A 23,529-nucleotide genomic window follows, 5' to 3' on the forward strand; every position below is an offset into this window, starting at 1 on the left:
TCCCATCACCTCCTGGCGGCCTGACGGCGCACCCACAGATTGACGAGCGTCGCGAGCAGCAGCATCACGCCGACGAAGAACTTGAACCAGTCGGGGTTCCAGTTGGCGTAGACGATGCCCTGGTTGACCATGCCGAAGATGAAGGCGCCGAGGACCGCGCCGATCGCGGAGCCATAGCCGCCGGTGAGCAGACAGCCGCCGATCACCGCCGCGATGATGTAGTAGAACTCATTGCCGACGCCCTCGCCGGCCTGCACGGTGTTGTACGCGAAGAGCAGATGCATGCCGACGAACCAGGCCGCGAAGCCCACCGTCATAAACAGGGTGATCTTGGTGAAGTTCACCGGTACGCCGACGGCCCGCGCGCTCTCCTTCGAGCCGCCGGCCGCGAAGATCCAGTTGCCGAACTTGGTGCGCAGCAGCACCCAGGTGGCGAGGGCGGCGAAGCCCAGCCACCACAGCACGGTCACGTTCACGTCGACGCCGAAGACGGTGATCTCGGAGGCGAAGAGCGACTTCGCCTGCTCGAAGCCGTCCATGTCATTGATGGTGTCGGTGGCGACGTTGCCGGTCAGCAGCTTGGTGACGGCCAGGTTGGCGCCCTGGAGCATCAGAAAGCTGGCGAGGGTGACCAGGAAGCTCGGCAGCCCGGTCTTGATCAGCAGCACGCCGTTGATCAGCCCCACCGTGAGCGAGGCCAGCAGGGCGACGATCACGCCCACCCAGACATTGGTGGTGAGCTGGAAGCTGACCATGCTCGCGGTCAGCGCCGAGGTGGTGACGGCGACACCGGCCGACAGATCGAACTCGCCGCCGATCATCAGCAGGGAGACGGCGAGCGCCATGATGCCCATGGTGGACGCCTGGTAGAGGACGGTGGCGAAGGAGTCGGCCTGACGGAAGGTCGGGGCGACGGCGAAGAAGAAGAGGTAGACGCCGATGGCCGCGACCAGCGCGCCGATCTCGGGACGGGCCAGCGCCCGCCGGGCCAGCGAGCGCTCGGCGGCGCGGCTCCGCGGCTTCGCCGCGGGGGAGGCCGGCGGGGTGGTCGCCGCCGGCGTGGCGGTGTCGGTCATCGTCGGATCACCGCGTCCCCTTCTGGGCGAACTTGGCGATGGTGTCCACGTTGTCCTTGGTGACGAACGCGGGCCCGGTCAGCACGGGCTTCTCGCCGCCACCGCTGAAGTTGCCGTTGTTCTTGTAGAGCCACATGGAGTCGATGGCCAGATAGCCCTGGAGATAGGGCTGCTGGTCGACGGCGAACTGCACATCGCCGCTCTGGACGGCGGAGACGAGGTCCTTGTTGAGGTCGAAGGTGGCGACCTTGGCCTTGCCGCCGGCGTCCTTGGCGGACTGAACGGCGGTCAGGGCGAACGGGGCGCCCAGGGTGACGACATGGTCGATGCTCGAATCCTGCTTGAGCTTCGCGGCGATCGTGGACTTGACCGACGGCATGTCGGTCCCGTTGACATAGAGAATGTCCGTCGTGCCCTTGAAGGTTTTCTTCACGCCCGCGCACCGGGCCTCCAGAGCGACATGGCCCTGCTCCTGGATCACGCAGATGTTGTGCTTGGCACCCACCTCGTTCAGCCGCTTGCCGAACGCCTCACCGGCGATGGACTCGTCCTGCCCGAAGAACTCCAGCAGGCCCATGTCCTTCCACTGGTCGAGCCCGGCGTTGAACGCGACGACGGGGATCCCGGCCTTCCTGGCCTTGGCTATCGCGGCCTTCATCGCGTCGGGCTTGGCGAGGGTGATCGCGATGCCGTCGACCTTCTGGTCGATGGCGTTCCGGATCAGGCTCGCCTGGTCGGCGCCGTTGGGGTTGCTGGAGTAGACCAGGTCGATGTTGTCCTTGGCCGCCGCTGCCTTGGCGCCCTTGCGGACCGTGTCCCAGAAGGTGTCGCCCGGCGCCGCGTGAGTGATCATCGCGATCTTCAGCCGGGGGGTGTTGGCCTTTCCCGCGGAGATGCCGTCGTCGGCTTCCTGGGCCTTCTTGCCGCCTTGGCTGCTACAGCCCGCCGCGAGGATGACGGTTGCGGTGGCGAGCGCGGCGAGTCCCGCTCTGCGGCGTCGAGTGAATCTGAGGTCCATCTGATCCAGCACCTCTCAAGCCAGGTCCCTTGTTAACACGGCCGTTGCAGAACGGGAGCCAACTCCTCGTAGCCGTCAGCTGTCAAGGGTTTGTCATGACAACATTTCATCTGGACGTAACGAGGCGATAACGTGGACCGCCGGCCTGGTGCGTACGTCCGAATGTAAGGACAAATTCTTGACAGGGGGTGGGGGGCACGTCTAGACCTGAAGAGGCCGGGCTCGTCCCGGTGTTCCGTGCACCACGACCCTGAGCTGCGTCTTTCCCGAAGGGGCACGCATGAGTGAGCCGTACGACCTGATCACGATGGGCCGCATCGGAGTGGATCTCTATCCGCTGCAGACCGGTGTACCTCTGCCGCAGGTCGAGTCATTCGGAAAGTTCCTCGGCGGCTCGGCGACCAACGTCGCGGTGTCCGCGGCCCGGTTCGGCCACCGCTCGGCCGTGATCAGCCGCACCGGAGCGGACCCGTTCGGCCACTACATCCACCAGGAGTTGCGTGCCTTCGGGGTGGACGACCGCTTCGTCACCCCCGTCGAGGAGTACCCCACCCCCGTCACCTTCTGCGAGATCTTCCCGCCCGACGACTTCCCGCTGTACTTCTACCGCCGCCCCAAGGCACCCGATCTGGAGATCCACCCCTATGAGCTGGACCTCGACGCGGTGCGCGCCGCCCGGATCTTCTGGATGACCGGCACCGGCCTCAGCGAGGAGCCCAGCCGCACCAGCACCCTCGCCGCGCTCGCCGCCCGCGCCAAGAGCGGCATCACCGTCTTCGACCTCGACTGGCGGCCGATGTTCTGGAGCGACCCCGACGCGGCGCGCCCGTACTACGCCGAGGCGCTGCGCCACGCCACCGTCGCCGTCGGCAATGTCGAGGAGTGCGAGATCGCCACCGGGGCGCGCGAGCCCAAGGCCTGCGCCCAGGGCCTGTTGGACGCGGGCGTGGAGCTCGCCATCGTCAAACAGGGCCCCAAGGGCGTCCTGGCCGTGCACCGCGACGGCACCGCCGCCGAGGTCCCGCCCGTTCCCGTCGAGGTCGTCAACGGACTCGGCGCGGGCGACGCGTTCGGCGGCGCCCTGTGCCACGGCCTGCTCTCCGGCTGGGACCTGGAGCGCGTCATGCGGTACGCCAACGCCGCGGGCGCCATCGTCGCGTCCCGCCTCGCCTGCTCCTCCGCGATGCCGACCGAAGCCGAGGTCGAGGCCCTGCTCGCCGGGGACTGACCACTGCGCCCCGCCCGCTGCCGTTCGAGCCTCCGGGTTCCTCGTCCTACCGGCGGGGGGCCGGCCCCCTCGGGCTCCCCATCGCTGTGCGGTGCGCCGCCCTCCCGGCGAGTGAGCCGAAGGGGCGCGCCGCTGTCGAAAGGGAGAGCGCGCGCAGGCACCGAGGAACGAGGGGCCGAGCACGGTCGACCGTCGACAGGGGGCACCCCCGGCCGAAGGCTTGAGCGCCCCGGAGGCGAACCGAGCCCAAAAAAAGAGGAGCACCCCTTGAGCATCAGCATCTCCGACCTCGTCAAGGTGCGGAGCCGGCACCCGGAGGCCATCGCCGAGGCGGCCGCCCGCCGCGTCCGCCGCCCCCTCATCGGCGACAGCGGCCGTCTGATGATCGTGGCCGCCGACCATCCGGCGCGCGGCGCCCTCGCCGTCGGCGGCCACAAGCTGGCCATGGCCAACCGGGTCGGTCTGCTGGAGCGGCTGTGCGTGGCGCTCTCCCGCCCCGGGGTCGACGGGGTGCTCGCCACCGCCGACATCCTCGAGGACCTGCTGCTGCTCGGCGCCCTCGACGGCAAGGTCGTCATGGGCTCGATGAACCGCGGCGGTCTCGCCGGCGCCTCCTTCGAACTGGACGACCGCTTCACCGGCCACCGCCCCCAGGACATCGCCCGCCTCGGCTTCGACGCCGGCAAGCTGCTGCTGCGCATCGACTACGACGACGCCGGTTCGCTCACCACCATGCTCACCACCGCCCGCGCCATCGACGAGATGGCCGAGCACCGGCTGCCCGTCTTCGTCGAGCCGTTCATCTCCCGCCGGATAGGCGGCAAGGTCTCCAACGACCTGAGCGCCGAGGCCGTCACCAAGTCCATCGCCATCGCCTCCGGGCTCGCCGGCACCTCCGCCTACACCTGGCTGAAGGTGCCGGTCACCGACGACCCCGACGAGATGGCCGCCGTGATGGAGACGAGCACCCTGCCGGCGGTGCTGCTCGGCGGAGACGTCGGCACGTCTCCGAAGGACCAGGAGGGTGCGTACGAGAGATGGGGCAAGGCCCTGCGCCTGCCCACCGTCCAGGGCCTGGTCGTCGGCCGCTCGCTGCTCTATCCGGCGGAGGGCAGCGTCGAGACCGCCGTGGACACCGCCGTCGGGCTGCTCTGAGCGGCCCTTTCCGGAGGAAAGGCTGAGACTTCACGCATGACCACCACTGATCCTTCCCAAGGCTTCCATGTGCAGGCCGGCAAGGCGGCCGACGGCCCCTACGCCGTGGACATCGACCCCGGCCGGGCCGGCTGGGGCTACTCCTCGCTGCGCGTCCTCGATCTGCCGCCCGGCGGCTCGCACTCCCTGGCCACGGGTGACAGCGAGTGGATCGTGCTGCCGCTGAGCGGCGGCTGCACGGTGATCACCGAGGGCGAGATCTTCGAACTGCACGGCCGGGAGAGCGTGTTCAGCGGGGTGAGCGACTTCGCCTATCTGCCGCGCGACGCCCACGCCCGGATCGCCGGCGGTGCGGGCGGCCGCTTCGCGCTCACCGGCGCCCGCTGCGAGCGCCGGCTGCCCGCGCGCTACGGACCGGCCTCCGCCGTCCCCGTCGAGCTGCGCGGCACCGGCAACTGCTCCCGCCAGGTCAACAATTTCGCCGCCGCGGGCGTCTTCGAGTGCGACAAGCTCATCGCCGTCGAGGTCATCACCCCCGGTGGCAACTGGTCCTCGTATCCGCCGCACAAGCACGACCAGTGCCGCCCCGGCGAGGAGAGCGAGCTCGAGGAGATCTACTACTTCGAGATCGCCGAGGCCCACGGCAACGAGGGCATCGGCTACCAGCGGGTCTCACCCTCCGGCCACGGCCGCGGCACCGACGTCCTCGCCGAGGTCCGCTCCGGCGACGCCGTCCTGATCCCCGACGGCTGGCACGGCCCTTCCATCGCCGCCCCCGGCCACGACATGTACTACCTCAATGTCATGGCGGGCCCCGAGGAGGAGCGTGCCTGGCTCATCTGCGACCACCCCGACCACGCCTGGATCCGCTCCACCTGGCCGGACCAGCCCGTCGACCCCCGTCTTCCCCTCTACGAAGCCCCTGATGGAGACCCACGATGACTCGACGGCTCACGGTCGCCCAGGCCCTGGTGGAGTTCCTGGCCCACCAGTACACCGAGCGGGACGGGCAGCGGCACCGCCTCATCAACGCCACCTGGGGCATCTTCGGCCACGGCAATGTGGCCGGGCTCGGCCAGGCGCTGCTGGAGTCGGGCCAGAAGACCATGCCGTATCTCCAGGGCCGTAACGAGCAGGCGATGGTGCACGCCGCGGTCGGCTACGCCCGGCAGTCCAACCGGCTCGCCGCCCAGGCCGTCACCACCTCCATCGGGCCCGGCGCCACCAACCTCGTCACCGGCGCGGCGCTGGCCACCGTCAACCGGCTGCCGGTGCTGCTGCTGCCCGGTGACACCTTCGCGACCCGCCCCGCCGAGCCGGTGCTGCAGCAGCTCGAAGTCCCGTACGCGGGCGATGTGTCCGTCAACGACTGTCTGCGCCCGGTCTCCCGTTACTTCGACCGCGTCCAGCGCCCCGAGTCGCTGATCCCGGCCGCGCTCCAGGCCATGCGGGTGCTGGCCGACCCGGCCGACACCGGTGCCGTCACCCTGGCCCTGCCGCAGGACGTCCAGGCCGAAGCCTTCGACTGGCCCGAGGAGTTCTTCGCCGACCGGGTCTGGCATGTGCGCCGCCCGGCCCCCGAGCCGGCCGAGGTCACCGCCGCCGCGCAGGCGGTCCGGGCCGCCCGCCGGCCGCTGATCGTCGCGGGCGGCGGCGTCCACCACAGCGAGGCCGAGGAGGCGTTGCGCGCCTTCGTCCACGCCACCGGTATCCCCGTCGCCTCGACCCAGGCGGGCAAGGGCTCGCTCCGGTTCGACCACCCGGCCGACATCGGCGGCATCGGCCACACCGGCACCGCCGTCGCGGACGACCTCGCCCGCACCGCGGACCTGGTCATCGGCGTCGGCACCCGCTACAGCGACTTCACCACCGCTTCCGCGACCCTCTTCGCGGACCCCGGCGTCCGCTTCCTGAACCTCAACATCGCCCCCTTCGACGCCCATAAGCTGAGCGCCACCACCCTGGTCGCCGACGCCCGCGCCGGACTCGAAGCGCTCACCGAGGCGCTCGCCGGCCACCGGGTCGAAGGGCGTTACGAGGCGGAGTACCGTGAGGGCAAGGACCGCTGGGAGCGGCGGGTGGACGCCGCGTACGCCGCCGGGGACGACTCGGTCCGCCCGTCCCAGACCCAGGTCCTGGGCGCGCTGGACGCGGTCGTCGGCGACGACGATGTGGTGGTCAACGCGGCCGGCTCGCTCCCCGGCGATCTCCACAAGCTGTGGCGCGCCCGCTCGCCCCGCCAGTACCACCTGGAATACGGCTACTCCTGCATGGGGTACGAGATCCCGGGCGCCATCGGCGTACGGCTCGCGGCGCCCGACACCCCCGTATGGGCGCTCGTCGGGGACGGTACGTATCTGATGATGCCGACCGAGATCGTCACCGCGGTCCAGGAGGGCATCAACATCAACATCGTGCTGCTCCAGAACCATGGCTACGCCTCGATCGGCGGTCTGTCGGAGCAGACCGGCGGCGAGCGCTTCGGCACCGCCTACCGCTTCCGGTCGGCCGACGGCAGGTACACCGGCGATCCGCTCCCCGTCGATCTGGCCGCCAACGCCGCCTCGCTCGGCATGGAGGTGCTGCGCGCCGGGAGCGTACGCGAGCTGCGCGAGGCGCTCGCGGCGGCCCGCGCCTCGGACCGTCCCACATGTGTCTATGTGGAGACGGAAACAGCCGACACAGTGTCGGGCGCACCCGCCGCGCAGGCGTGGTGGGATGTGCCTGTCGCGGAGACCGCGACCCGCCCGGCCGCCGTGAAAGCCCGCGAGGACTACGACCGGCAGGCTGCCGCCCGCCGCCGCCACCTCTGACGTTTTTCGAGAGAAAGGCTCCGCACCCATGAAGACCGTCAACCACTGGATCGGCGGCAGGACCGTCGAGGGCGCGACCGGCGCCTACGGGCCGGTCTACAACCCCGCCACCGGCGCCCAGGACACCCAGGTCGCCCTCGCCTCCGTGGAAGAGGTCGACGCGGCCGTCGCCGCCGCCAAGGAGGCGTTCCGCTCCTGGGGGTCGGTATCCCTCGCCAAGCGCACCGCGGTCCTCTTCAAGTACCGCGAGCTGCTGGACGCCCACCGCGACGAGATCGCCGAGCTGATCACCGCCGAGCACGGCAAGGTGCACTCGGACGCGCTCGGCGAGGTGGCCCGCGGTCTGGAGATCGTCGAGCTGGCCTGCTCGATCTCCGAGAAGCTCAAGGGCGAGCTGTCCACCCAGGTCTCCACCGGGGTCGACGTCTCCTCGATCCGCCAGCCGCTCGGCGTGGTCGCGGGCATCACGCCGTTCAACTTCCCGGCCATGGTGCCGATGTGGATGTTCCCGGTGGCCATCGCCTGCGGCAACACCTTCGTCCTCAAGCCCAGCGAGAAGGACCCCTCGGCCTCCTTCCGGCTGGCCGAGCTGGCCGCCGAGGCGGGGCTGCCGGACGGTGTGCTCAATGTGGTCAACGGCGACAAGGTGGCCGTCGACCGGCTGCTGGAGCACCCGGACATCGCCGCGGTCAGCTTCGTCGGCTCCACCCCGATCGCGAAGTACATCCAGTCCAAGGCGGTCGAGCACGGCAAGCGGGTGCAGGCGCTCGGCGGCGCCAAGAACCACATGCTGGTGCTGCCCGACGCCGATCTGGACTTCGCCGCGGACAATGCCATCAACGCGGCCTACGGCTCGGCCGGTGAGCGCTGTATGGCGGTCTCGGTCGTGGTCGCGGTCGGCGACACGGGCGACGAGCTGGTGAAGAAGATCGCCGACCGCGCCGCCAAGCTGCGGATCGGCCCCGGCAACGACCCGGCCTCCGAGATGGGCCCGCTCATCACCAAGGAGCATCGCGACAAGGTCGCCTCCTACGTCCAGGGGGCCGCGGCCCAGGGCGCCGAGGTCGTCGTGGACGGCACCGGCTACACGGTCGACGGCCACGAGAACGGCTTCTTCATCGGCGTCTCGCTGCTGGACAAGGTCCCCGCGACCGCCGACGCCTACCGCGACGAGATCTTCGGCCCGGTGCTGTGCGTGGTCCGCGCCGAGACCTACGACGAGGCCATCGCACTGATCAACAGCTCCAAGTGGGGCAACGGCACCGCCATCTTCACCCGCGACGGCGGCGCCGCCCGCCGCTTCCAGCTGGAGGTGGAGGCGGGCATGGTCGGCGTCAATGTGCCGATCCCGGTGCCCGTAGGCTACCACTCCTTCGGCGGCTGGAAGGACTCGCTCTTCGGCGACCACCACATCTACGGCAGCGACGGGGTGCACTTCTACACCCGCGGCAAGGTCGTCACCACCCGCTGGCCGGACCCGAGCGACGGCGGTATCAACCTGGGCTTCCCCAGCAACCACTGAGTAAGCGGTCGTTCATCCCCCCGACGGACCTGGTCCGCCGGGGGTTTCGCCGTCCCCGGTGGTGGTGCGGGGCGGCACGGAACTGTCCCTGTGACGGCTGACGCAACCATGTGACCGTCTCGCAGGTCCATGTGAGTACTCGTCCGAAGAATGCGCGCACGACCGTATACAGGGGGATTCTCATGCTTCGTTCTCTTCGTCGCTCCACGACGGTGATCGGCGGCTGCGCGGCCGCGCTCGGCCTCGGGCTCGTCCTCGCCGCCGGCTCGCCCGCCTCGGCCGCCGACCGGACCGATCCGAACGGCCGCTACACCGCCGAGGAGATCCACCACTTCCTGGAGGGCTTCTACGGCAACCACGGCCCGCGCCCCTGGGAGCGGGAGAACCTCGTCTCCGACCATCTGAAGGAGCGGATCGCCCAGACCCCCGACTACGACCTGCTGCTGTGCGCGCAGAACGAACCGCGGGACATCGAGGTCGGCGAGGTGACCACGGCCCAGTCCGCGCGGGTCGGCTGGGCCACGATCACCACCAGTTGGGGTGGCGACGCGCAGACCGCGTCCTTCACCGCGTATGTCGACCTCGACGGCACCCAGCCGCTCAAGCTGCTCGACGTGGACTGCGCGCAAGGGAGCTGATCCGGCGGTGGGCGGGCGAGGAGAGCCGGCCGGGGACGGCTGGTTCCTCGCTCGCCGATCAAGGCCGTAGTCTCGCCGTATGACCTGGTCGCACGCGTTGAAGGAGAGCACTCGCACCGGGCTGACGATCGAGCGCACCAGGCTGGACCCGCTCGTCGCGCTCCGCGGTGCGTGTGGTGTGGCGATCGTGATCGGCCTGACCCTGTGGCTGGGGTCGCCGACGCTCGCCGTGTCCTCCGCCTTCGGCGCGTTCTCCGCCGGAATCGCCACGTTTCAGCGCAGTTGGCGGCCGCGCCCCGCGCTGGCGCTGGCCGCCGCCGCGCTGCTCGCGGTGTCCACGTTCCTCGGCTATCTGGCCGCCGCCCACACAGTCACCTTCGTCCTCATGCTCGCCGTATGGACCCTGCTGACGGGCATGTCCTGGGCGATCGGCCCGGTCTCCGGGCTGGTCTCGACCCAGATGGTCGCGGTGATGCTGGTCACGGTCACCCTCCCGACCTCCGTGCTCGGCGCCCTCGAGCACGCCGCGCTGATCGGGCTCGGCGGGGTGGTGCAGGCCGCGCTCATCGTGCTCTTCCCGGTACGGCCGTGGGGCGCCCAGCGCGACGCCCTCGCGGACGCGCTCGCCGCCGTGGCCGACTACGCGCGCAGGCTGCGCCACGACCCCATCGCGCCCTTCGACCCGAAGCCGCTGATGGACGCCCGCAGCGCCGCCGCGCTGACGCCCCGCCAGGCCCGGCGCCGCCCCCGCCAGCTGCGCGGCTACCGGCTGCTGGCCGAGCGGATCCGGCCGGTGCTCGCGTCGCTCGCCGACCCCGTGGTCGGCGCCGCGCCCGAGGGGCCGGAGCGCGACCGGGCCCGTGAGCTGCTCGGCGCGACGGCCACCGTGCTGGACGCGGTGGCCCACGCGATCCGCCGGGGCAAACCGGTGCGGCTGCCCCCTGAGGCGATGGCGGTGCTGGAGGTGCCCCCGACCGGGCCGATGCTGAACGGCCCGGCCCGCCGCGCCGCGCTGCGGCTCATGGCGGTCGTCACCGACGTCGTCGAGTCCTCGGACGAACCGGTGGAGGCCGTGACCGCCGAGGGCGGCAAGGGCCGCCGCTATCTGCCGCGCCCCACCGTCGCGGGCATGCTGCGCGCGGCGCTGCGCGCCCTGCGCCGCGAGATGCGCTGGTCCTCACGGGTGCTGCGGCACGCGGTGCGCCTCAGCGTGGTCGCCACCAGCGGCTATCTGCTGGCCGGCGCGCTGCCGTGGGGCCATGGCTACTGGGCGCCGCTGACCTCTGTGATGGTCCTGCGGCCGGACTTCGGCCAGACCTTCTCGCGCGGCGTCGCCCGCTTCATCGGGACACTCGCGGGCGTCCTGATCGGCGGCACGGTGACGGCGCTGGCCGATCCCGGCCCGTATGCGAGCGCCGCGCTGGCGGTGCTGTGCGCCGCGGTGATGTATCTGGTGATGCGCACCGGCTTCATCGTGGCCTCCGCGTGTGTGACCGCGTATGTCGTCTTCCTTCTCGACATCGCGGGCGAGGCGGTCGGCCAGACCGTGCAGGCACGGCTGGCGCTGACGCTGCTGGGCGGGGTGCTGGCGATGGCCGCGTACGTGGTCTTCCCCGCCTGGGAGACACCGCTGCTGCGCGACCGGCTGGCCGACTGGCTGACCACCAACGGCCGTTACGCCATCGCCGTCTTCGACGCCCACGCCCGCCCCGCCGACCGCCGCCCCCGCCAGGTGCGGGAGGCGCTGCTGGACGCGCGGGCGGCGCGGGCGGACTACGAGCAGCTGGAGTTGCGGGCCCAGCGGGAGCCCGTCAGGCACCGCGGACTGTCCCGCCGCGCGGCACAGGCGGCGCAGACGGCGCTGTCCACGACGGGGCGGGTCACGATGCTGCTGGAGGCGCATCTGCCGGACCGCGCGGCGCCCCCGTCCAAGGAGGCCGAGGACTTCGCCGCGGCCCTGCGGGCCGCGGTACCGAAGGCGGCCGAGGCGGTACGGGAGCGGCGGCCGCCGGACTGGACCCTCGTACAGGAGTCGCTGGCACGCTGGCAGGCCCGGGCCGGAGACCATCCGGGGGTGGGGGTGCGCGGCGCCGAGCTGCTGGTGGAGTCGCTCGACGATCTGGCCGAGGCGCTGGCGCGCACCAAGAAGCCCCGCTGACGGGATCCCTATAGCGTGGCTCCCGTTCCATACAGCTGACGTGAGAACTTACGGGGAACCGCCATGCCAGAACTCAGGCCGCCGCGCCACCGAGTCGATCCACGGGCCCGCCGCTGGTGGACCGTTCAGGCGCTGGTCGTCTTCAGCGGCCCGGCGCTGCTGACCGCCACCGCCCTGCTGGTCCTCTCGCTGCTCTTCTTCCCCGGCGCGCTGCCCTGGCTGGGGCCGCTGCTGCTGATCACCCTGGTGGCGCCCGCGCTCGGCTATCTGTGGTGCATGCCGCGATGGCGCTACCGGGTGCACGCCTGGGAGTTGGGGGAGCGCGCGGTCTACGCGGCCGGCGGCTGGTTCTGGCGGACGCGGCGCATCGCCCCGCTCTCCCGCGTCCAGACCGTCGACACCGTACGCGGTCCGATACAGCGGGCCTTCGGGCTCGCCACCGTCACCGTCACCACCGCCTCCACGGCGGGCGACATCCGTATCGCCGGACTGTCGGACGCCGACGCGGAGGAGCTCTCGCGGCGCATCGGCGAGGCCGCCCAGCTGGTGCCCGGTGATGCCGCGTGACCGCCCCCGAGCCCGTACGGGCCGTACGGGCCGCGCCCGCGGAGGACGAGGACTGGCGCTCCCTCGACCCGCGCACCCTCGCCGTCCACTGCGGCTGGATGGCGGCCCCGCTCGGCTCCCTCGCCCTCACCGCCCTGGCCACCCATGGCCGGCTCGACGCCCGTGCCTGGATCACCCTCGCCGTCGTCACCGCCACCTTCGCCGTCATCACCGGCGCCGGGCTGCTGCGCTGGTGGCGCACCCGCTACCGGGTGACCGCCGACTCCTTCGAGCTGCGCACCGGACTCTTCACCCGCCGGCTGCGCGCCATCCCGCTGCACCGCATCCGCACCGTCGATCTGACCGCCCATCCCGTCCAGCGGCTCTTCGGCCTGACGGTCCTGCGCGCGGGCACCACCACCGCCGCCGGCTCCGGCGGCGACCACAGCGGACTCACCCTCGAAGCCCTCACCCGCCCCGCCGCCGAGCGGCTGCGCGCCGAACTGCTCGCCCGCGCCGGGTCCGGCGACGCCGCCGGTGAACCGGTGCTCGCCACCGCCGACCCCCGCTGGCTGCGCTACGCCCCGCTCACCTTCTGGATCTTCGGCGGCGTCTTCGCCGTCCTCGGCTCCGTCTGGCGGGTGCTGAACGATCTGGGCATCGAGCCCTGGCGGATCGGCTTCGTCCGCCACGCCTTCGAGGAGTTCGGCGGCAGCGTGCTGTGGCTCACCGTCCCGCTGGCCCTGCTCGGGATCGCCGCCGTCGGCAGCGCCGGAGCGGTCGTGCTGTACGCCGAGAACTGGTGGAAGTACCGCCTGGAGTGGTCGGACGCGACCACCTTGCGGATCCGCCGCGGACTGCTCACCACCCGCTCGGTCTCCTTCGAACGCTCCCGGCTGCGCGGCGCCGTCCTACGGGAGCCGCTGCTGCTGCGGATGGGCGGCGGCGCGACCGTGCGCGCCGTCGCGGGCGGCCTCGGCAACCGTGAGGAGAACTGCAAGCGCAGTGGAATCCTCCCGCCCGCCCCCCGCGCGGAGGCCCTACGGGTGGCGACGGGGGTGCTCGCCACGCCCGGCGAGCCGGCAAAAACGCCCTTCGAGCACCCCGCGTTGGCCCCGCACCCCCGCGCCGCCCTCCGCCGCCGCGTCACCCGCGGTCTGCTGTGGGCCGTCCTGCCGGGCGCCGTCGTCCTCGCCGTGCTCGGGGCGCTGCTGACGCCCGTCCTGCTGTACTGCGCGGTGGGTTACGTGCTCGTCGCGACCCCCGTCGTCCACGTCCTCGCCCGCGACGCGTACCGCGCGCTCGGCCACGGCCTGACCGACCGCCATCTCCTCATCCGCTCCGGCACCTTCAGCCGGGACACGGTCGCCCTGGAGCGCGACGCCGTCCTCGCCTGGAGCTTCACCGACAACCCGCTGTCCCGGCGCGCCGGCGTCACCACGGTGACGGCGGCGGTCGCCGCGGGCCACGAGGGCTACCGCATGCCCGATATGGCGGCCGAGGACGCGGTCCCCTTCGCGTCCGCGGCGGCCCCGGGGATCATGGACGAGTTCCTGACGGACCGCTCGGCCGGGGCACCGCTCACTCGCCCCGCCGGCCGCCGCCCTTGACGCTTGCCCGGAGGAACTCGCGGTTCATCATCGAAATGCTCTGCAACGGGATGCCCTTCGGGCAGGCCACGGCGCATTCGCCGGTGTTCGTACAGCCGCCGAAGGCCTCGGCGTCCATCGCGCCGACCATGTCCAGCACCCGGGACTCGCGCTCGGGCTGCCCCTGCGGCAGCACGTTCAGATGGACCACCTTCGCCGAGGTGAAGAGCATCGCCGAGCCATTGGGGCAGGCCGCCACGCAGGCCCCGCATCCGATGCACTCGGCGTGCTCGAAGGCGGTGTCGGCGACCGGCTTGGGCACCGGGGTGGCGTGTGCGTCCGGGGCGCTGCCGGTCGGGGCGGAGATGAAGCCGCCCGAGCCGATGATCCGGTCGAACGCCGAGCGGTCCACGACCAGATCCTTGACGACGGGGAAGGCGGCGGCCCGCCACGGCTCGACGTCGATCGTGTCGCCGTCCGAGAAGTGGCGCATATGGAGCTGACAGGTGGTGGTCCGCTCGGGCCCGTGCGCCTGCCCGTTGATCACCATGCCGCACGCACCGCAGATCCCCTCGCGGCAGTCGTGGTCGAAGGCGACGGGCTCCTCGCCGCGCAGGATCAGCTCCTCGTTGAGCGTGTCGAGCATCTCCAGGAAGGACATCTCGGGCGAGATGCCGTCGACCTCGTACGTGGTCAGCGCGCCCGGCTCCTCGGGGCCGCGCTGGCGCCAGATCCGCAGGGTGAGCCTCATGCGTAACTCCGCTGGGTGGGGTGGACGTACGTGAAGACCAGGTCTTCGCGGTGCAGGACGGGCGCGCTGCCGGTACCGGTGAACTCCCAAGCCGCCGCGTACGAGAAGCCCCCGTCATCGCGGGCCGCCTCGCCGTCGGGGGTCTGGCTCTCCTCGCGGAAGTGGCCGCCGCAGGACTCGGCGCGGTGGAGCGCGTCCAGGCACATCAGCTCGGCGAGCTCCAGATAGTCGACGACGCGGTTCGCCTTCTCCAGCGACTGGTTGAGCTCCTCGCCGGTGCCCGGCACCTTGATCCGGCGCCAGAACTCCTCGCGCAGCGACGGGATGCGGTCCAGCGCCTTGCGCAGGCCCTCGGATGTACGGGCCATACCGCACTGGTCCCACAGCAGCTCGCCGAGTTCGCGGTGGAAGGAGTCGGGGGTGCGGTCGCCGTCGTTCTCCAGCAGCCGGCGCAGCCGGTCGGTCACGCCGACGACCGCCTCGGTGACCGCCGGGTGGCCGGGGTCGACCTCGTCGTGCGGATGGCGGGCGAGGTAGTCGTTGATGGTGGAGGGGAGGACGAAATAGCCGTCGGCCAGGCCCTGCATCAGGGCGGAGGCGCCGAGCCGGTTGGCGCCGTGGTCGGAGAAGTTGGCCTCGCCGATCGCGAACAGGCCGGGCACGCTGGTCTGCAGGTCGTAGTCGACCCACAGCCCGCCCATCGTGTAGTGGATGGCGGGATAGATGCGCATCGGCACCCGGTACGGATCCTCGGCGGTGATCCGCTCGTACATCTCGAAGAGGTTGCCGTACTTCTCCTCGACCGCCTTGCGGCCCATGCGGGCGATGGCGTCGGCGAAGTCCAGATAGACGCCCTGCCCGCCGGGGCCGACCCCGCGCCCCTCGTCGCAGACGTTCTTCGCGGCGCGGGAGGCGATGTCGCGCGGCACCAGATTGCCGAAGGACGGATAGATCCGCTCCAGGTAGTAGTCGCGCTCGTCCTCGGGGATCTCGGCGGGCGGGCGGGTGTCGCCCTTCGTCCTGGGCACCCAGATGCGGCCGTCGTTGCGCAGCGACTCGCTCATCAGGGTCAGCTTGGACTGGTGCTCGCCGGAGCGCGGGATGCAGGTGGGGTGGATCTGGGTGAAGCAGGGGTTGGCGAAGTACGCACCGCGCCGGTGGGCCCGCCAGATCGCGGTGGCGTTGGAGTTCTTGGCGTTCGTCGAGAGGTAGAAGACATTGCCGTAGCCGCCGGAGGCGAGCACCACGGCGTCGGCGAAGTAGGTGGAGACCTGGCCCGTGATCAGATCGCGGGCCACGATGCCGCGCGCCCGTCCGTCGATGACGATCAGGTCGAGCATCTCGGTGCGGGCGTGCATCTCGACGTTGCCCGCGGCGATCTGCCGCGACAGCGCCTGATACGCGCCGAGCAGCAGCTGCTGACCGGTCTGGCCGCGGGCGTAGAAGGTGCGGGAGACCTGGACACCGCCGAACGAGCGGGTGTCCAGCAGCCCGCCGTACTCACGGGCGAACGGCACGCCCTGCGCCACACACTGGTCGATGATCTCCACCGAGATCTGGGCCAGCCGGTGGACATTGGACTCGCGGGCGCGGAAGTCGCCGCCCTTGACCGTGTCGTAGAAGAGCCGGCGGATGGAGTCGCCGTCGTTGCGGTAGTTCTTGGCGGCGTTGATCCCGCCCTGGGCGGCGATCGAATGCGCCCGGCGCGGGGAGTCCTGGTAGCAGAACTGCACCACGTGGTAGCCCTGCTCGGCGAGCGTCGCCCCGGCCGCGCCGCCCGCCAGGCCCGTGCCGACGACGATGACGGTGTACTTGCGGCGGTTGGCCGGGTTGACCAGCTTCGCCTCGAAGCGGCGGCGGTCCCAGCGCTCCTCGATCGGGCCGTCCGGGGCCTTGGTGTCGGCGATCGGCTCACCGGTGAGGTAGTCGGTGTACGCGTTCATATCAGCTCACAACTCCGCTCATCACGCCGACGGGCACGGCGAGGAAGCCACAGGTCAGGAGGGTGGCCAGGGCGTTCGCGGCGACCTTGAGGACCTTGTCGCGGCGCGGGCGGCCCGCGCCGAGGGTCTGGGCGGCGCTCCAGAAGCCATGCCGGATATGCAGGCCGAGGGCGAGCATCGCCACGATGTAGACGGTGTTGCCGTACCAGGTGGAGAAGGTCGCCACGACATTCTCGTAGGGGTGGCCGGCCTCGGCGCGCTCGTTCACCGTGAGCGTCGTCAGATCGAGGATGTGCCAGACGATGAACAGGCCGAGGATCACCCCACCCCAGCGCATGGTGCGGGTCGCGTAGCTCGCCCGCTGCCGCCGATGGGCGTAGCCGCGCGGGCGGGCGGCCAGATCCCGGCGGCTGAGCTGGTACGCGGCCACGCCGTGCAGGACGACGGAGGCCACCAGCGCGACCCGGACCAGCCACAGGAACCACTCGTAGTGCAGTGCGGGCTCGCCGATGGTGCGCAGCCAGTGCGCGTAGCCGTTGAACTCCCCCGGGCCGAAGAAGATCTTCAGATTGCCGAACATATGGGCCGCCAGATAGCCCAGCATGATCAGCCCGGTGACGGCCATCGCCGCTTTCTTGCCGATGGTCGACCGCCACAGCGAGCCGATGAGGGACGGCTTCCGCGGCGGCTTCCGCTTCTGGTCGGGCCGGTGGTGGTCCGTGTCCGTCCGTGTCGCCAGTGCCATACGAGCGACGCTAGGCAGGGCCGGGCGATTAGTCCAAGACATGCTCCGCCTGGATTCCATAGCCAGGGGCTATCATCGCTGCATGCGCCTACAGCAGCTGCGCTATTTCGCCACCGTCGCGGACACCCGGCACTTCACCCGCGCCGCCGAGCTGCTGCATGTCGCCCAGCCCTCGCTGTCCCAGCAGATCAGGGCGCTGGAGCGGGAGCTGGGCGCCGATCTCTTCCACCGGGCGCGCGGCAATATCGCGCTCACCGAGGCGGGGGAGGCGCTGCTTCCGCTGGCCCGGCAGATCCTCGCCGACACCGAGACCGCGCACCGCGAGGTCCAGGAGGTCGCCCAGTTGCGGCGCGGCCGGGTGCGGCTGGGCGCCACGCCGAGCCTGTGCGCCAGCTTCGTCCCCGATGTGCTGCGCCGCTTCCATGACGCGTTCCCCGGCATCGAGCTGCTCGTGGACGAGGGCGGCTCACAGGACCTCGTACGGACCCTGGCGGCCGGGGAGCTGGACCTCGCGCTGATCATCACCCCGCTGCCGGGCCAGGCCCCGGCCCTCGCCGCCACCGAGCTGCTGCGCGAGGAGCTGGTGGTGGCCTCCTCGCCCGCGTCCCCGCCGCCCACACGGCGCCGCCGGATCCGGGTCGAGGATCTGCGGGACCGGCCGATGGTGATGTTTCGGCGCGGCTATGACCTGCGGGAATTCACCACGGCGGCCTGCCGGGCCGCCGGGTTCGAGCCGACCTTCACGGTCGAGGGCGGCGAGATGGACGCGGTGCTCGGGTTCGTCAGGGCCGGGCTCGGCGTCGCCGTGCTGCCGGGGATGGTGGCGGCCCGGTCCGGGCTGCGGATCACGCCCTTCGCGGGCCATGAGATGCAGCGCACCATCGCCGTCGCGCACCGCAAGGACGTCGCCCCGCCCCGGGCCGCGCGCGAGCTGCGCCGGGTGCTGCTGGAGCATCTGCGGTCGGAGGCGGCGGGGGAGTTCGGTCTGCCACCGAGCACACGGCTGCTGTCTTGAGGAGGCGGCGGGCTGAGGGGTTTCCCCGGCCGGGTCCTGCGGGCTTCCCAGGGCTCCCGGGCCGGGTACCGGGGGCTTTCCGGGGCTCCCCGGATGGGTGCCGGGTGCCGGGGGCCTTCCGGGGCTTTCCGGGCCTCGGGTCAGCCCCACAGCGCCCGGGCCAGCGCCGTGCCGGTGAAGGCGGCGCCGAGCCCGGCGGCCACACTCGCCACCACGTTCGCGACGGCGAACATCCGGGCGCCCTCCTCGGCCAGCCGCAGCGTCTCGTACGAGAAGGTCGAGTACGTGGTCAGCGCCCCGCACAGCCCGGTGCCGAGCAGCAGCTGGAGCTGGGAGGAGGCGGCCCCCTCGGCCGCCGCGCCGGTCAGCAGCCCCAGCACCAGACAGCCCGTGACATTGACCGCGAAGGTGCCCCAGGGGAACAGCGCGTCATGTCTGGCCTGCACCGCGCGGTCGGTCAGATAGCGCAGCGGGGCGCCGACCATGCCGCCCACGATCACCAGCAGCCAGTTCACCGGGCCCGGCCCGGGTAGCGGATGATCTCGACCGGGTCGACCACCACCAGGCCGTCGCCTCCCACGATCTCCTCCAGTTCGGGCAGGAAGGACCGCACCCGCTCCTCCGTATCAATGATCACAACGGCAATGGGCAGATCCTCGCTGAGCGACAGCAGCCGCGAGGTGTGGATCAGGGAGGTGGAGCCGTAGCCCTCGACGCCGCGGAACACGCTCGCGCCCGCGAGCCCCGTCCGATGGGCGCGGTGCACGATCTCGGCGAACAGCGGTTTGCGGTGCCAGGTGTCGCTCTCGCCGACGAACACGGTCAGCCGCAGCGCGGCCTCGCCGCTCACCGGGTGCTCCCGCCGTACCGGCCGTACCGGCTGTACGCGCCGATCGCGCGCCGGGTCGCCACGACCGCGGCCCATACCGCCGCCAGCGCCGCCAGCAGCGTCCCCGCCAGGTAGGCCAGGCCGCTGGCGGCGTGGCCCTCGTCGACGAGGCGCTCGAAGTCCACGGCGTACGTCGAGAAGGTGGTGAACCCGCCCAGCACACCGGTGCCGAAGAAAGGCCGGACCAGCCGATGGGCCGCCCACACCTCGCTGATCAGCACCAGGAAGACGCCGATGAGCGCGCAGCCGACGGCGTTCACCAGCAGCGTCGTCCACGGGAACGCGCCTGCCGGGGTCGGCCACAGCAGCGACGCGCCATAGCGGGCGGCCGCCCCGATCCCGCCGCCGACCGCCACCACGCCTACCACCGGACCCTGCCCGTGCCAGGCGCCGGGCCGAGCGGGCGCGGGCGGGCCGATGTCGGGGTCGATGGGCTCGTCCACCGCCTTCGACCGTGAGCTGCCCATGGGGCTCAGACTACGTCGTGATGATCCGGCCGGTACGGCGAGGCTGACGGCGCCGACCGGAAGCGAGGAGGACGCGTTCATGAGCAACCCCTTCGACCAGGCCGATAACCCCGACGGCCGCTATGTCGTACTCGTCAACGACGAGGGCCGGCACTCCCTGTGGCCGTCCTTCGCCCAGGTCCCCGCGGGCTGGACGGTCGCCCACGGCGAGGACGAGCGCCAGGTGTGCCTGGACCACCTCGACGAGACTGGACCGATATGCAGCCGCGGAGCCTCCTCACCGCCATGGACGGCGCCGGCTCCTGACGCGGGCGCCGCCACGGGGCTATGTTGGCCGCGTGACGGGTGCGAGCGCTGACCTTCCTTCGGTGATGCGGGCCTGGGTGGTCCGTACGCCCGGCCGGATCGAGCAGGTGGAGCTCCCGGTGCCCCGGCCGGCGGCCGACGAGCTGCTGGTCCGGGTCCGGGCCTGCGGGGTGTGCCGTACCGATCTGCACGTACGCGACGGCGATCTGCCCCCGCACCGCACCCCCGTCGTTCCCGGCCACGAGGTCGTCGGCGAGGTGGTCGCGGCGGGCCCCGAGGCGCAGGGGCCCGCGCTCGGCACGCGAGTGGGCGTCCCCTGGCTGCGGCGCACTTGCGGACGCTGTAAGTACTGCGTCCGCGGCCAGGAGAACCTGTGCCCGTCGTCCGAGTACACCGGCTGGGACGCGGACGGCGGCTACGCCGAGTACGTCACCGTACCGGCGGCGTACGCCTACGAACTGCCCGCCGGATACACCGACGAGGAGCTCGCCCCGCTGCTGTGCGCCGGGATCATCGGCTATCGCGCACTGCGCCGCGCCGACCTCCCGCCCGGCGGCCGGCTCGGCATCTACGGCTTCGGCGGCTCCGCGCATCTCACCGCGCAGGTCGCCCTCGCCCAGGGCGCGGTCGTCCACGTACTGACCCGGTCGGCCGCCGCCCGCGAGCTGGCCCTCCACCTCGGCGCCGCCTCCGCGGGCGGCGCCTACGACCGCCCACCCGAGCCGCTCGACGCCGCCATCCTCTTCGCCCCGGCGGGCGAGCTGGTGCCGGTGGCCCTGGAGGCGCTCGACGCCGGCGGCACGCTGAGCATCGCGGGGATCTATCTCTCCGACATCCCGGCCCTGCACTACGAACGCCATCTCTTCCGCGAGCGCACCCTGCGCAGCGTCACCGCCAACACCCGTGACGACGGCCGGGAGTTCCTGGCCACGGCCGCCGCGCACCGCATCCGCGCCACGGTGACCCCGTACCCCTTCGACCGCGCGGACGCCGCGCTGGACGACCTCGCGGCGGACCGGGTGAACGGGGTCGCGGTGCTGACGATGCCGCGCTAGTGTGATGCGCCGGAAATCCGTCGGCAGAAGCGGGCGAGGGAGTCGAGGATTTCCTGGGCTGTCTTTGTCCAGATGAACGGCTTGGGGTCTTCGTTCCAGTTCTTGACCCACGCGCGGATGTCGGCTTCGAGTGCCTGGACGTTCTTGTGTGCGCCGCGGCGGATCATCTGGTCGGCCAGAAAGCCGAACCACCGCTCGACCTGATTGATCCAGGAAGAGCCGGTCGGGGTGAAGTGCATCTGGAACCGGGGTGTTTGGCCAGCCACACCTTGATCGCTGGGGTCTTGTGGGTGCCGTAGTTGTCACAGATCAGGTGGATCTGGAGATGCGTGGGAACCTCCTTGTCGATCCTGATCAGGAACTTCTTGAACTCCGCTGCCCGGTGCTGGCGGTGCAGGGCGCTGATGACCTCGCCGGTGGCGACATCGAACGCCGCGAACAACGTGGTCAGGCCGTTGCGAATGTAGTCGTGGGTCCGCCGCTCAGGCATGCCCGGCATTATCGGCAGGACCGGCTGGGACCGGTCCAGGGCCTGGATCTGGGACTTCTCGTCCACCGAGAGGACCACCGCGCCCTCGGGCGGGTTGAAGTACGGGCCGACGACGTCGTAGACCTTTTCCACGAACAACGGGTCCGTCGACAGTTTGAACGTGTCCGTCAGATGTGGCTTGAGCTGGAACTTCCGCCAGATCCGGCCGACGGTCGACTTCGACAGGCCGCTGCGCTGCGCCATCGACGTGCGCGACCAGTGGGTGGCGTTCTTCGGGATTTCCTCCAGCGTCGTGACCACGACGGCCTCCACCTGATCAACGCCGATGGTGGGCGGTCGGCCGGGCCGAGGATCGTCAACGAGCCCGTCCAGTCGCTCGGCGAGGAACCGCCGCCGCCACTTGCGGACCGTGTCCGCGGCCGCCCGCAGATCCCGGGCGACCGCGACAATCGGTGGCACCTCCGGTCCCGCGCACGCCAGCACAATCCGTGCGCGCAGGGCCAGTGCCTGGGCCGACGTCGCCCGACGCGTCCACCGCTCCAACACCACCCGCTCGTCATCCAAGAGCAGCAACGGTTCCAGCTTCGGGCCCCGACGGGGAACTGACGCACCAGCAGCAGAAGTCACACAACAACTAACGATCAACTACTGGCGCAGGACACTAGCGCCGCACCATCAGCACGGAGGCAGCGCCCTGGAGTCAGCGCCCCGGACCGTGGCGGGCCTGGTCGGATCCCCTCAGTCCCGCCTGGCGGCCTCGGCCATGGGGTGACGCGATATGAACAGACACATACCGTTCGACCGGCTGCATAACTTCCGTGATCTGGGTGGGTACACGGCAGAGGACGGCCGATCGGTGCGGTGGGCCCGGCTCATTGATATCCGCCCCACCTCGCCCGGCCCACTCCACTTTCGGTTGATATCGCTGCACCGGCCACCACCGGTGCGGCGGGCGCCATCGGGGCGCATCCTGGAAGAAGCGGCGGCCACACCGCACCGCGCCGCCACATCTCACGCTCGCGCATGATCGAAGCAGGAGGGCAGGGGAATGTCCGATCGTCTGTTCCGCGACAGAAGGGACGCCGGCCGAGTCCTTGCCGGCCTCTTGGAGCACTACCGAGGCCGCCCTGACGTGCTTGTTCTCGGGCTGCCCCACGGAGGGGTTCCGGTGGCGTACGAGGTGGCCACCGCGCTGGACGCCGAACTCGATGTCCTGCTCGTGCGCAAGCTCGGCGTCCCCGGCCGCGAGGAAGTGGCGATGGGGGCGATCGCCAGTGGCGGAGTAGTGGTGCTCAACGAGGACGTCATCCGGGGCTTGAACATCCCCTCGGAAGCGGTCCGGCAGGTGGCGGAACGGGAGGGCCGGGAACTGCGGCGGCGGGAGCGTGCGTACCGCGGCGACCGCCCCATGCCGAACATCGAGGGCAGGACGGTCATCCTCGTGGACGACGGCCTCGCGACCGGCGCGAGCGTCCGTGCGGCCATCCAGGCCCTGCGGCGCATGCGGCCCGGCACGATCGTGGTGGCGGTGCCGGCCGCGCCCGAGTCGACGTGCGCGGAGCTCGCGAAGATGATCGACGAGGTGGTCTGCGCGACCACCCCCACGCCGTTCTACGCGGTCGGCGCCTCCTACTGGGACTTCACCCAGACCACCGACGAAGAGGTCCGCGATCTCCTGCGCGCGGCCGCGAGGGCCGGACCTGTTCCGCCCGGCGCGGAGGCCGCGACGGACGCGGTCGTCGTACGGGCCGAGGCCCTCCCCACCGAGGACGGTGTGCCCCAGGGGGACGCGCTGCTGGACCCGGTGGGCGACGCGCACTTCGTGCTCATCGGGGAGGCGTCTCACGGCATGACTTCTACGCCGCCCGCGCGCGCATGACGCGACAGCTCATCGAGCGGAAGGGCTTCTGCGCCGTGGCCGCGGAGGCGGACTGGCCCGATGCCTACCGGGTGAACCGCTACGTCCGGGGCCGCGGCGACGACACCGCCGAGGAGTCGCTGCGGGGCTCCCGCCGCGGCCTGGATGAACTAGTTGCCGCAGGTCGCCTTCCTGCGGACGCTGTGGGACCAGCAGTTCCATCGCACCTGCGCAGGGCGTCTGCGCTACAAGGACGTCAAGGAGCTG

General features: G+C 71.3%; 21 protein-coding genes and 3 pseudogenes. 15 read left to right on the forward strand and 9 right to left on the reverse strand.

The window, feature by feature from the left end:
• Window positions 1–5: 5 nt before the first annotated feature.
• The gene (locus ABZS71_RS31145; protein ID WP_355857706.1) at window positions 6–1,076 is read right to left on the reverse strand and encodes an ABC transporter permease; all 1,071 of its coding nucleotides are present in this window, start codon (window positions 1,074–1,076) and stop codon (window positions 6–8) included.
• A 7-nt stretch (window positions 1,077–1,083) separates the two neighbouring features.
• Window positions 1,084–2,094: a substrate-binding domain-containing protein gene (locus ABZS71_RS31150; protein WP_356215362.1), complete on the reverse strand. Its 1,011-nt coding sequence runs from the start codon at window positions 2,092–2,094 to the stop codon at window positions 1,084–1,086.
• 280 nt (window positions 2,095–2,374) lie between these two features.
• Here ABZS71_RS31150 and iolC point away from each other — a divergent pair, with 280 nt between their 5' ends.
• The 9 genes from iolC (at window position 2,375) to ABZS71_RS31195 (ending at window position 13,764) form a co-directional block, all read left to right on the forward strand.
• Window positions 2,375–3,322, forward strand: coding sequence for a 5-dehydro-2-deoxygluconokinase (gene iolC / locus ABZS71_RS31155; protein WP_356215364.1), 948 nt, complete (start codon window positions 2,375–2,377; stop codon window positions 3,320–3,322).
• A gap of 267 nt (window positions 3,323–3,589) precedes the next feature.
• Entirely contained in the window at window positions 3,590–4,477 is an 888-nt protein-coding gene (locus ABZS71_RS31160) for a deoxyribose-phosphate aldolase (protein ID WP_356215366.1), read from the forward strand.
• 36 nt (window positions 4,478–4,513) lie between these two features.
• Entirely contained in the window at window positions 4,514–5,419 is a 906-nt protein-coding gene (iolB, locus tag ABZS71_RS31165) for a 5-deoxy-glucuronate isomerase (protein WP_355857694.1), read from the forward strand.
• A complete protein-coding gene (gene iolD / locus ABZS71_RS31170) occupies window positions 5,416–7,290 on the forward strand; it encodes a 3D-(3,5/4)-trihydroxycyclohexane-1,2-dione acylhydrolase (decyclizing) (RefSeq protein WP_356215368.1) in 1,875 nt (624 codons plus the stop codon). Before iolB ends, iolD begins: the two co-directional genes overlap by 4 nt.
• 28 nt (window positions 7,291–7,318) lie before the next feature.
• Window positions 7,319–8,812 carry a CoA-acylating methylmalonate-semialdehyde dehydrogenase gene (locus ABZS71_RS31175; protein WP_355857688.1) on the forward strand — a complete coding sequence of 498 codons (1,494 nt, stop codon included), beginning with the start codon at window positions 7,319–7,321 and terminating at the stop codon, window positions 8,810–8,812.
• 182 nt (window positions 8,813–8,994) lie between these two features.
• The gene (locus ABZS71_RS31180; protein WP_355857685.1) at window positions 8,995–9,450 is read left to right on the forward strand and encodes a hypothetical protein; all 456 of its coding nucleotides are present in this window, start codon (window positions 8,995–8,997) and stop codon (window positions 9,448–9,450) included.
• A 79-nt stretch (window positions 9,451–9,529) separates the two neighbouring features.
• Window positions 9,530–11,608: an FUSC family protein gene (locus ABZS71_RS31185; protein WP_356215370.1), complete on the forward strand. Its 2,079-nt coding sequence runs from the start codon at window positions 9,530–9,532 to the stop codon at window positions 11,606–11,608.
• Between the two features lie 63 nt (window positions 11,609–11,671).
• A complete protein-coding gene (locus ABZS71_RS31190) occupies window positions 11,672–12,175 on the forward strand; it encodes a PH domain-containing protein (RefSeq protein ID WP_356215372.1) in 504 nt (167 codons plus the stop codon).
• Window positions 12,172–13,764, forward strand: coding sequence for a PH domain-containing protein (locus ABZS71_RS31195; protein WP_356215374.1), 1,593 nt, complete (start codon window positions 12,172–12,174; stop codon window positions 13,762–13,764). Before ABZS71_RS31190 ends, ABZS71_RS31195 begins: the two co-directional genes overlap by 4 nt.
• On the opposite strand, the gene ABZS71_RS31200 is transcribed toward ABZS71_RS31195, so the two are convergent.
• From ABZS71_RS31200 to ABZS71_RS31210, 3 genes are read right to left on the reverse strand one after another with little or no spacing between them, the layout of a single operon-like run.
• Window positions 13,736–14,494 carry a succinate dehydrogenase/fumarate reductase iron-sulfur subunit gene (locus tag ABZS71_RS31200; protein WP_356215376.1) on the reverse strand — a complete coding sequence of 253 codons (759 nt, stop codon included), beginning with the start codon at window positions 14,492–14,494 and terminating at the stop codon, window positions 13,736–13,738. The two genes, ABZS71_RS31195 and ABZS71_RS31200, sit on opposite strands and share 29 nt — an antisense overlap.
• Window positions 14,491–16,437 (reverse strand): fumarate reductase/succinate dehydrogenase flavoprotein subunit, encoded by a 1,947-nt coding sequence (locus tag ABZS71_RS31205; RefSeq protein ID WP_356215378.1) that lies wholly within the window; start codon window positions 16,435–16,437, stop codon window positions 14,491–14,493. The genes ABZS71_RS31200 and ABZS71_RS31205 overlap by 4 nt, the downstream gene beginning before the upstream one ends.
• 1 nt (window position 16,438) lies before the next feature.
• Window positions 16,439–17,182: a succinate dehydrogenase cytochrome b subunit gene (locus ABZS71_RS31210; protein WP_355857670.1), complete on the reverse strand. Its 744-nt coding sequence runs from the start codon at window positions 17,180–17,182 to the stop codon at window positions 16,439–16,441.
• A gap of 82 nt (window positions 17,183–17,264) precedes the next feature.
• Here ABZS71_RS31210 and ABZS71_RS31215 point away from each other — a divergent pair, with 82 nt between their 5' ends.
• Window positions 17,265–18,197 carry a LysR substrate-binding domain-containing protein gene (locus tag ABZS71_RS31215; protein WP_356215382.1) on the forward strand — a complete coding sequence of 311 codons (933 nt, stop codon included), beginning with the start codon at window positions 17,265–17,267 and terminating at the stop codon, window positions 18,195–18,197.
• A 140-nt stretch (window positions 18,198–18,337) separates the two neighbouring features.
• Here the strand turns inward: ABZS71_RS31215 and crcB (ABZS71_RS31220) are convergent, their stop codons facing one another.
• From crcB (ABZS71_RS31220) to crcB (ABZS71_RS31230), 3 genes and pseudogenes are all read right to left on the reverse strand, one after another.
• Complete coding sequence (gene crcB / locus ABZS71_RS31220) at window positions 18,338–18,682, reverse strand: fluoride efflux transporter CrcB (RefSeq protein WP_355857664.1); 345 nt, start codon at window positions 18,680–18,682, stop codon at window positions 18,338–18,340.
• A pseudogene (locus ABZS71_RS31225) lies at window positions 18,627–19,047 on the reverse strand (DUF190 domain-containing protein). Before ABZS71_RS31225 ends, crcB (ABZS71_RS31220) begins: the two are co-directional and overlap by 56 nt.
• Window positions 19,044–19,553 (reverse strand): fluoride efflux transporter CrcB, encoded by a 510-nt coding sequence (crcB, locus tag ABZS71_RS31230; protein ID WP_355857661.1) that lies wholly within the window; start codon window positions 19,551–19,553, stop codon window positions 19,044–19,046. The pseudogene ABZS71_RS31225 and the gene crcB (ABZS71_RS31230) overlap by 4 nt, the downstream one beginning before the upstream one ends.
• Before the next feature lie 79 nt (window positions 19,554–19,632).
• Between crcB (ABZS71_RS31230) and ABZS71_RS31235 the strand changes: the two are divergent.
• Window positions 19,633–19,859: pseudogene (locus tag ABZS71_RS31235) on the forward strand (MbtH family protein).
• Between the two features lie 65 nt (window positions 19,860–19,924).
• On the forward strand, window positions 19,925–20,914 hold the full coding sequence (locus ABZS71_RS31240) for a zinc-binding alcohol dehydrogenase family protein (RefSeq protein WP_356215391.1): 990 nt from the start codon (window positions 19,925–19,927) through the stop codon (window positions 20,912–20,914).
• Here ABZS71_RS31240 and ABZS71_RS31245 read toward each other — a convergent pair.
• A pseudogene (locus ABZS71_RS31245) lies at window positions 20,911–21,986 on the reverse strand (IS630 family transposase). The gene ABZS71_RS31240 and the pseudogene ABZS71_RS31245 sit on opposite strands and share 4 nt — an antisense overlap.
• 196 nt (window positions 21,987–22,182) lie before the next feature.
• Here ABZS71_RS31245 and ABZS71_RS31250 point away from each other — a divergent pair.
• From ABZS71_RS31250 to ABZS71_RS31260, 3 genes are all read left to right on the forward strand, one after another.
• Window positions 22,183–22,431, forward strand: coding sequence for a tyrosine-protein phosphatase (locus ABZS71_RS31250; RefSeq protein ID WP_356215385.1), 249 nt, complete (start codon window positions 22,183–22,185; stop codon window positions 22,429–22,431).
• A gap of 141 nt (window positions 22,432–22,572) precedes the next feature.
• Window positions 22,573–23,283 carry a phosphoribosyltransferase family protein gene (locus ABZS71_RS31255; RefSeq protein WP_356215387.1) on the forward strand — a complete coding sequence of 237 codons (711 nt, stop codon included), beginning with the start codon at window positions 22,573–22,575 and terminating at the stop codon, window positions 23,281–23,283.
• Window positions 23,280–23,529 (forward strand): erythromycin esterase family protein (locus tag ABZS71_RS31260; protein WP_356215389.1); only part of this gene is annotated, 250 nt, incomplete at its 3' end. The genes ABZS71_RS31255 and ABZS71_RS31260, both read left to right, overlap by 4 nt.

The sequence above is a fragment of the Streptomyces sp. NPDC005393 genome (assembly GCF_040606675.1).
Taxonomy (GTDB): domain Bacteria; phylum Actinomycetota; class Actinomycetes; order Streptomycetales; family Streptomycetaceae; genus Streptomyces.

Excerpts from the sequence above, each read along its gene's own strand:
- ABZS71_RS31145 (WP_355857706.1), bottom strand. The coding sequence starts at position 1,076 with ATGACCGACACCGCCACGCCGGCGGCGACCACCCCGCCGGCCTCCCCC.
- ABZS71_RS31150 (WP_356215362.1), bottom strand. The coding sequence starts at position 2,094 with ATGGACCTCAGATTCACTCGACGCCGCAGAGCGGGACTCGCCGCGCTC.
- iolC (WP_356215364.1), top strand. The coding sequence starts at position 2,375 with ATGAGTGAGCCGTACGACCTGATCACGATGGGCCGCATCGGAGTGGAT.
- iolB (WP_355857694.1), top strand. The coding sequence starts at position 4,514 with ATGACCACCACTGATCCTTCCCAAGGCTTCCATGTGCAGGCCGGCAAG.
- iolD (WP_356215368.1), top strand. The coding sequence starts at position 5,416 with ATGACTCGACGGCTCACGGTCGCCCAGGCCCTGGTGGAGTTCCTGGCC.
- ABZS71_RS31175 (WP_355857688.1), top strand. The coding sequence starts at position 7,319 with ATGAAGACCGTCAACCACTGGATCGGCGGCAGGACCGTCGAGGGCGCG.
- ABZS71_RS31180 (WP_355857685.1), top strand. The coding sequence starts at position 8,995 with ATGCTTCGTTCTCTTCGTCGCTCCACGACGGTGATCGGCGGCTGCGCG.
- ABZS71_RS31185 (WP_356215370.1), top strand. The coding sequence starts at position 9,530 with ATGACCTGGTCGCACGCGTTGAAGGAGAGCACTCGCACCGGGCTGACG.
- ABZS71_RS31190 (WP_356215372.1), top strand. The coding sequence starts at position 11,672 with ATGCCAGAACTCAGGCCGCCGCGCCACCGAGTCGATCCACGGGCCCGC.
- ABZS71_RS31200 (WP_356215376.1), bottom strand. The coding sequence starts at position 14,494 with ATGAGGCTCACCCTGCGGATCTGGCGCCAGCGCGGCCCCGAGGAGCCG.
- ABZS71_RS31205 (WP_356215378.1), bottom strand. The coding sequence starts at position 16,437 with ATGAACGCGTACACCGACTACCTCACCGGTGAGCCGATCGCCGACACC.
- ABZS71_RS31210 (WP_355857670.1), bottom strand. The coding sequence starts at position 17,182 with ATGGCACTGGCGACACGGACGGACACGGACCACCACCGGCCCGACCAG.
- ABZS71_RS31215 (WP_356215382.1), top strand. The coding sequence starts at position 17,265 with ATGCGCCTACAGCAGCTGCGCTATTTCGCCACCGTCGCGGACACCCGG.
- crcB (WP_355857664.1), bottom strand. The coding sequence starts at position 18,682 with ATGGTCGGCGCCCCGCTGCGCTATCTGACCGACCGCGCGGTGCAGGCC.
- crcB (WP_355857661.1), bottom strand. The coding sequence starts at position 19,553 with ATGGGCAGCTCACGGTCGAAGGCGGTGGACGAGCCCATCGACCCCGAC.
- ABZS71_RS31240 (WP_356215391.1), top strand. The coding sequence starts at position 19,925 with ATGCGGGCCTGGGTGGTCCGTACGCCCGGCCGGATCGAGCAGGTGGAG.
- ABZS71_RS31250 (WP_356215385.1), top strand. The coding sequence starts at position 22,183 with ATGAACAGACACATACCGTTCGACCGGCTGCATAACTTCCGTGATCTG.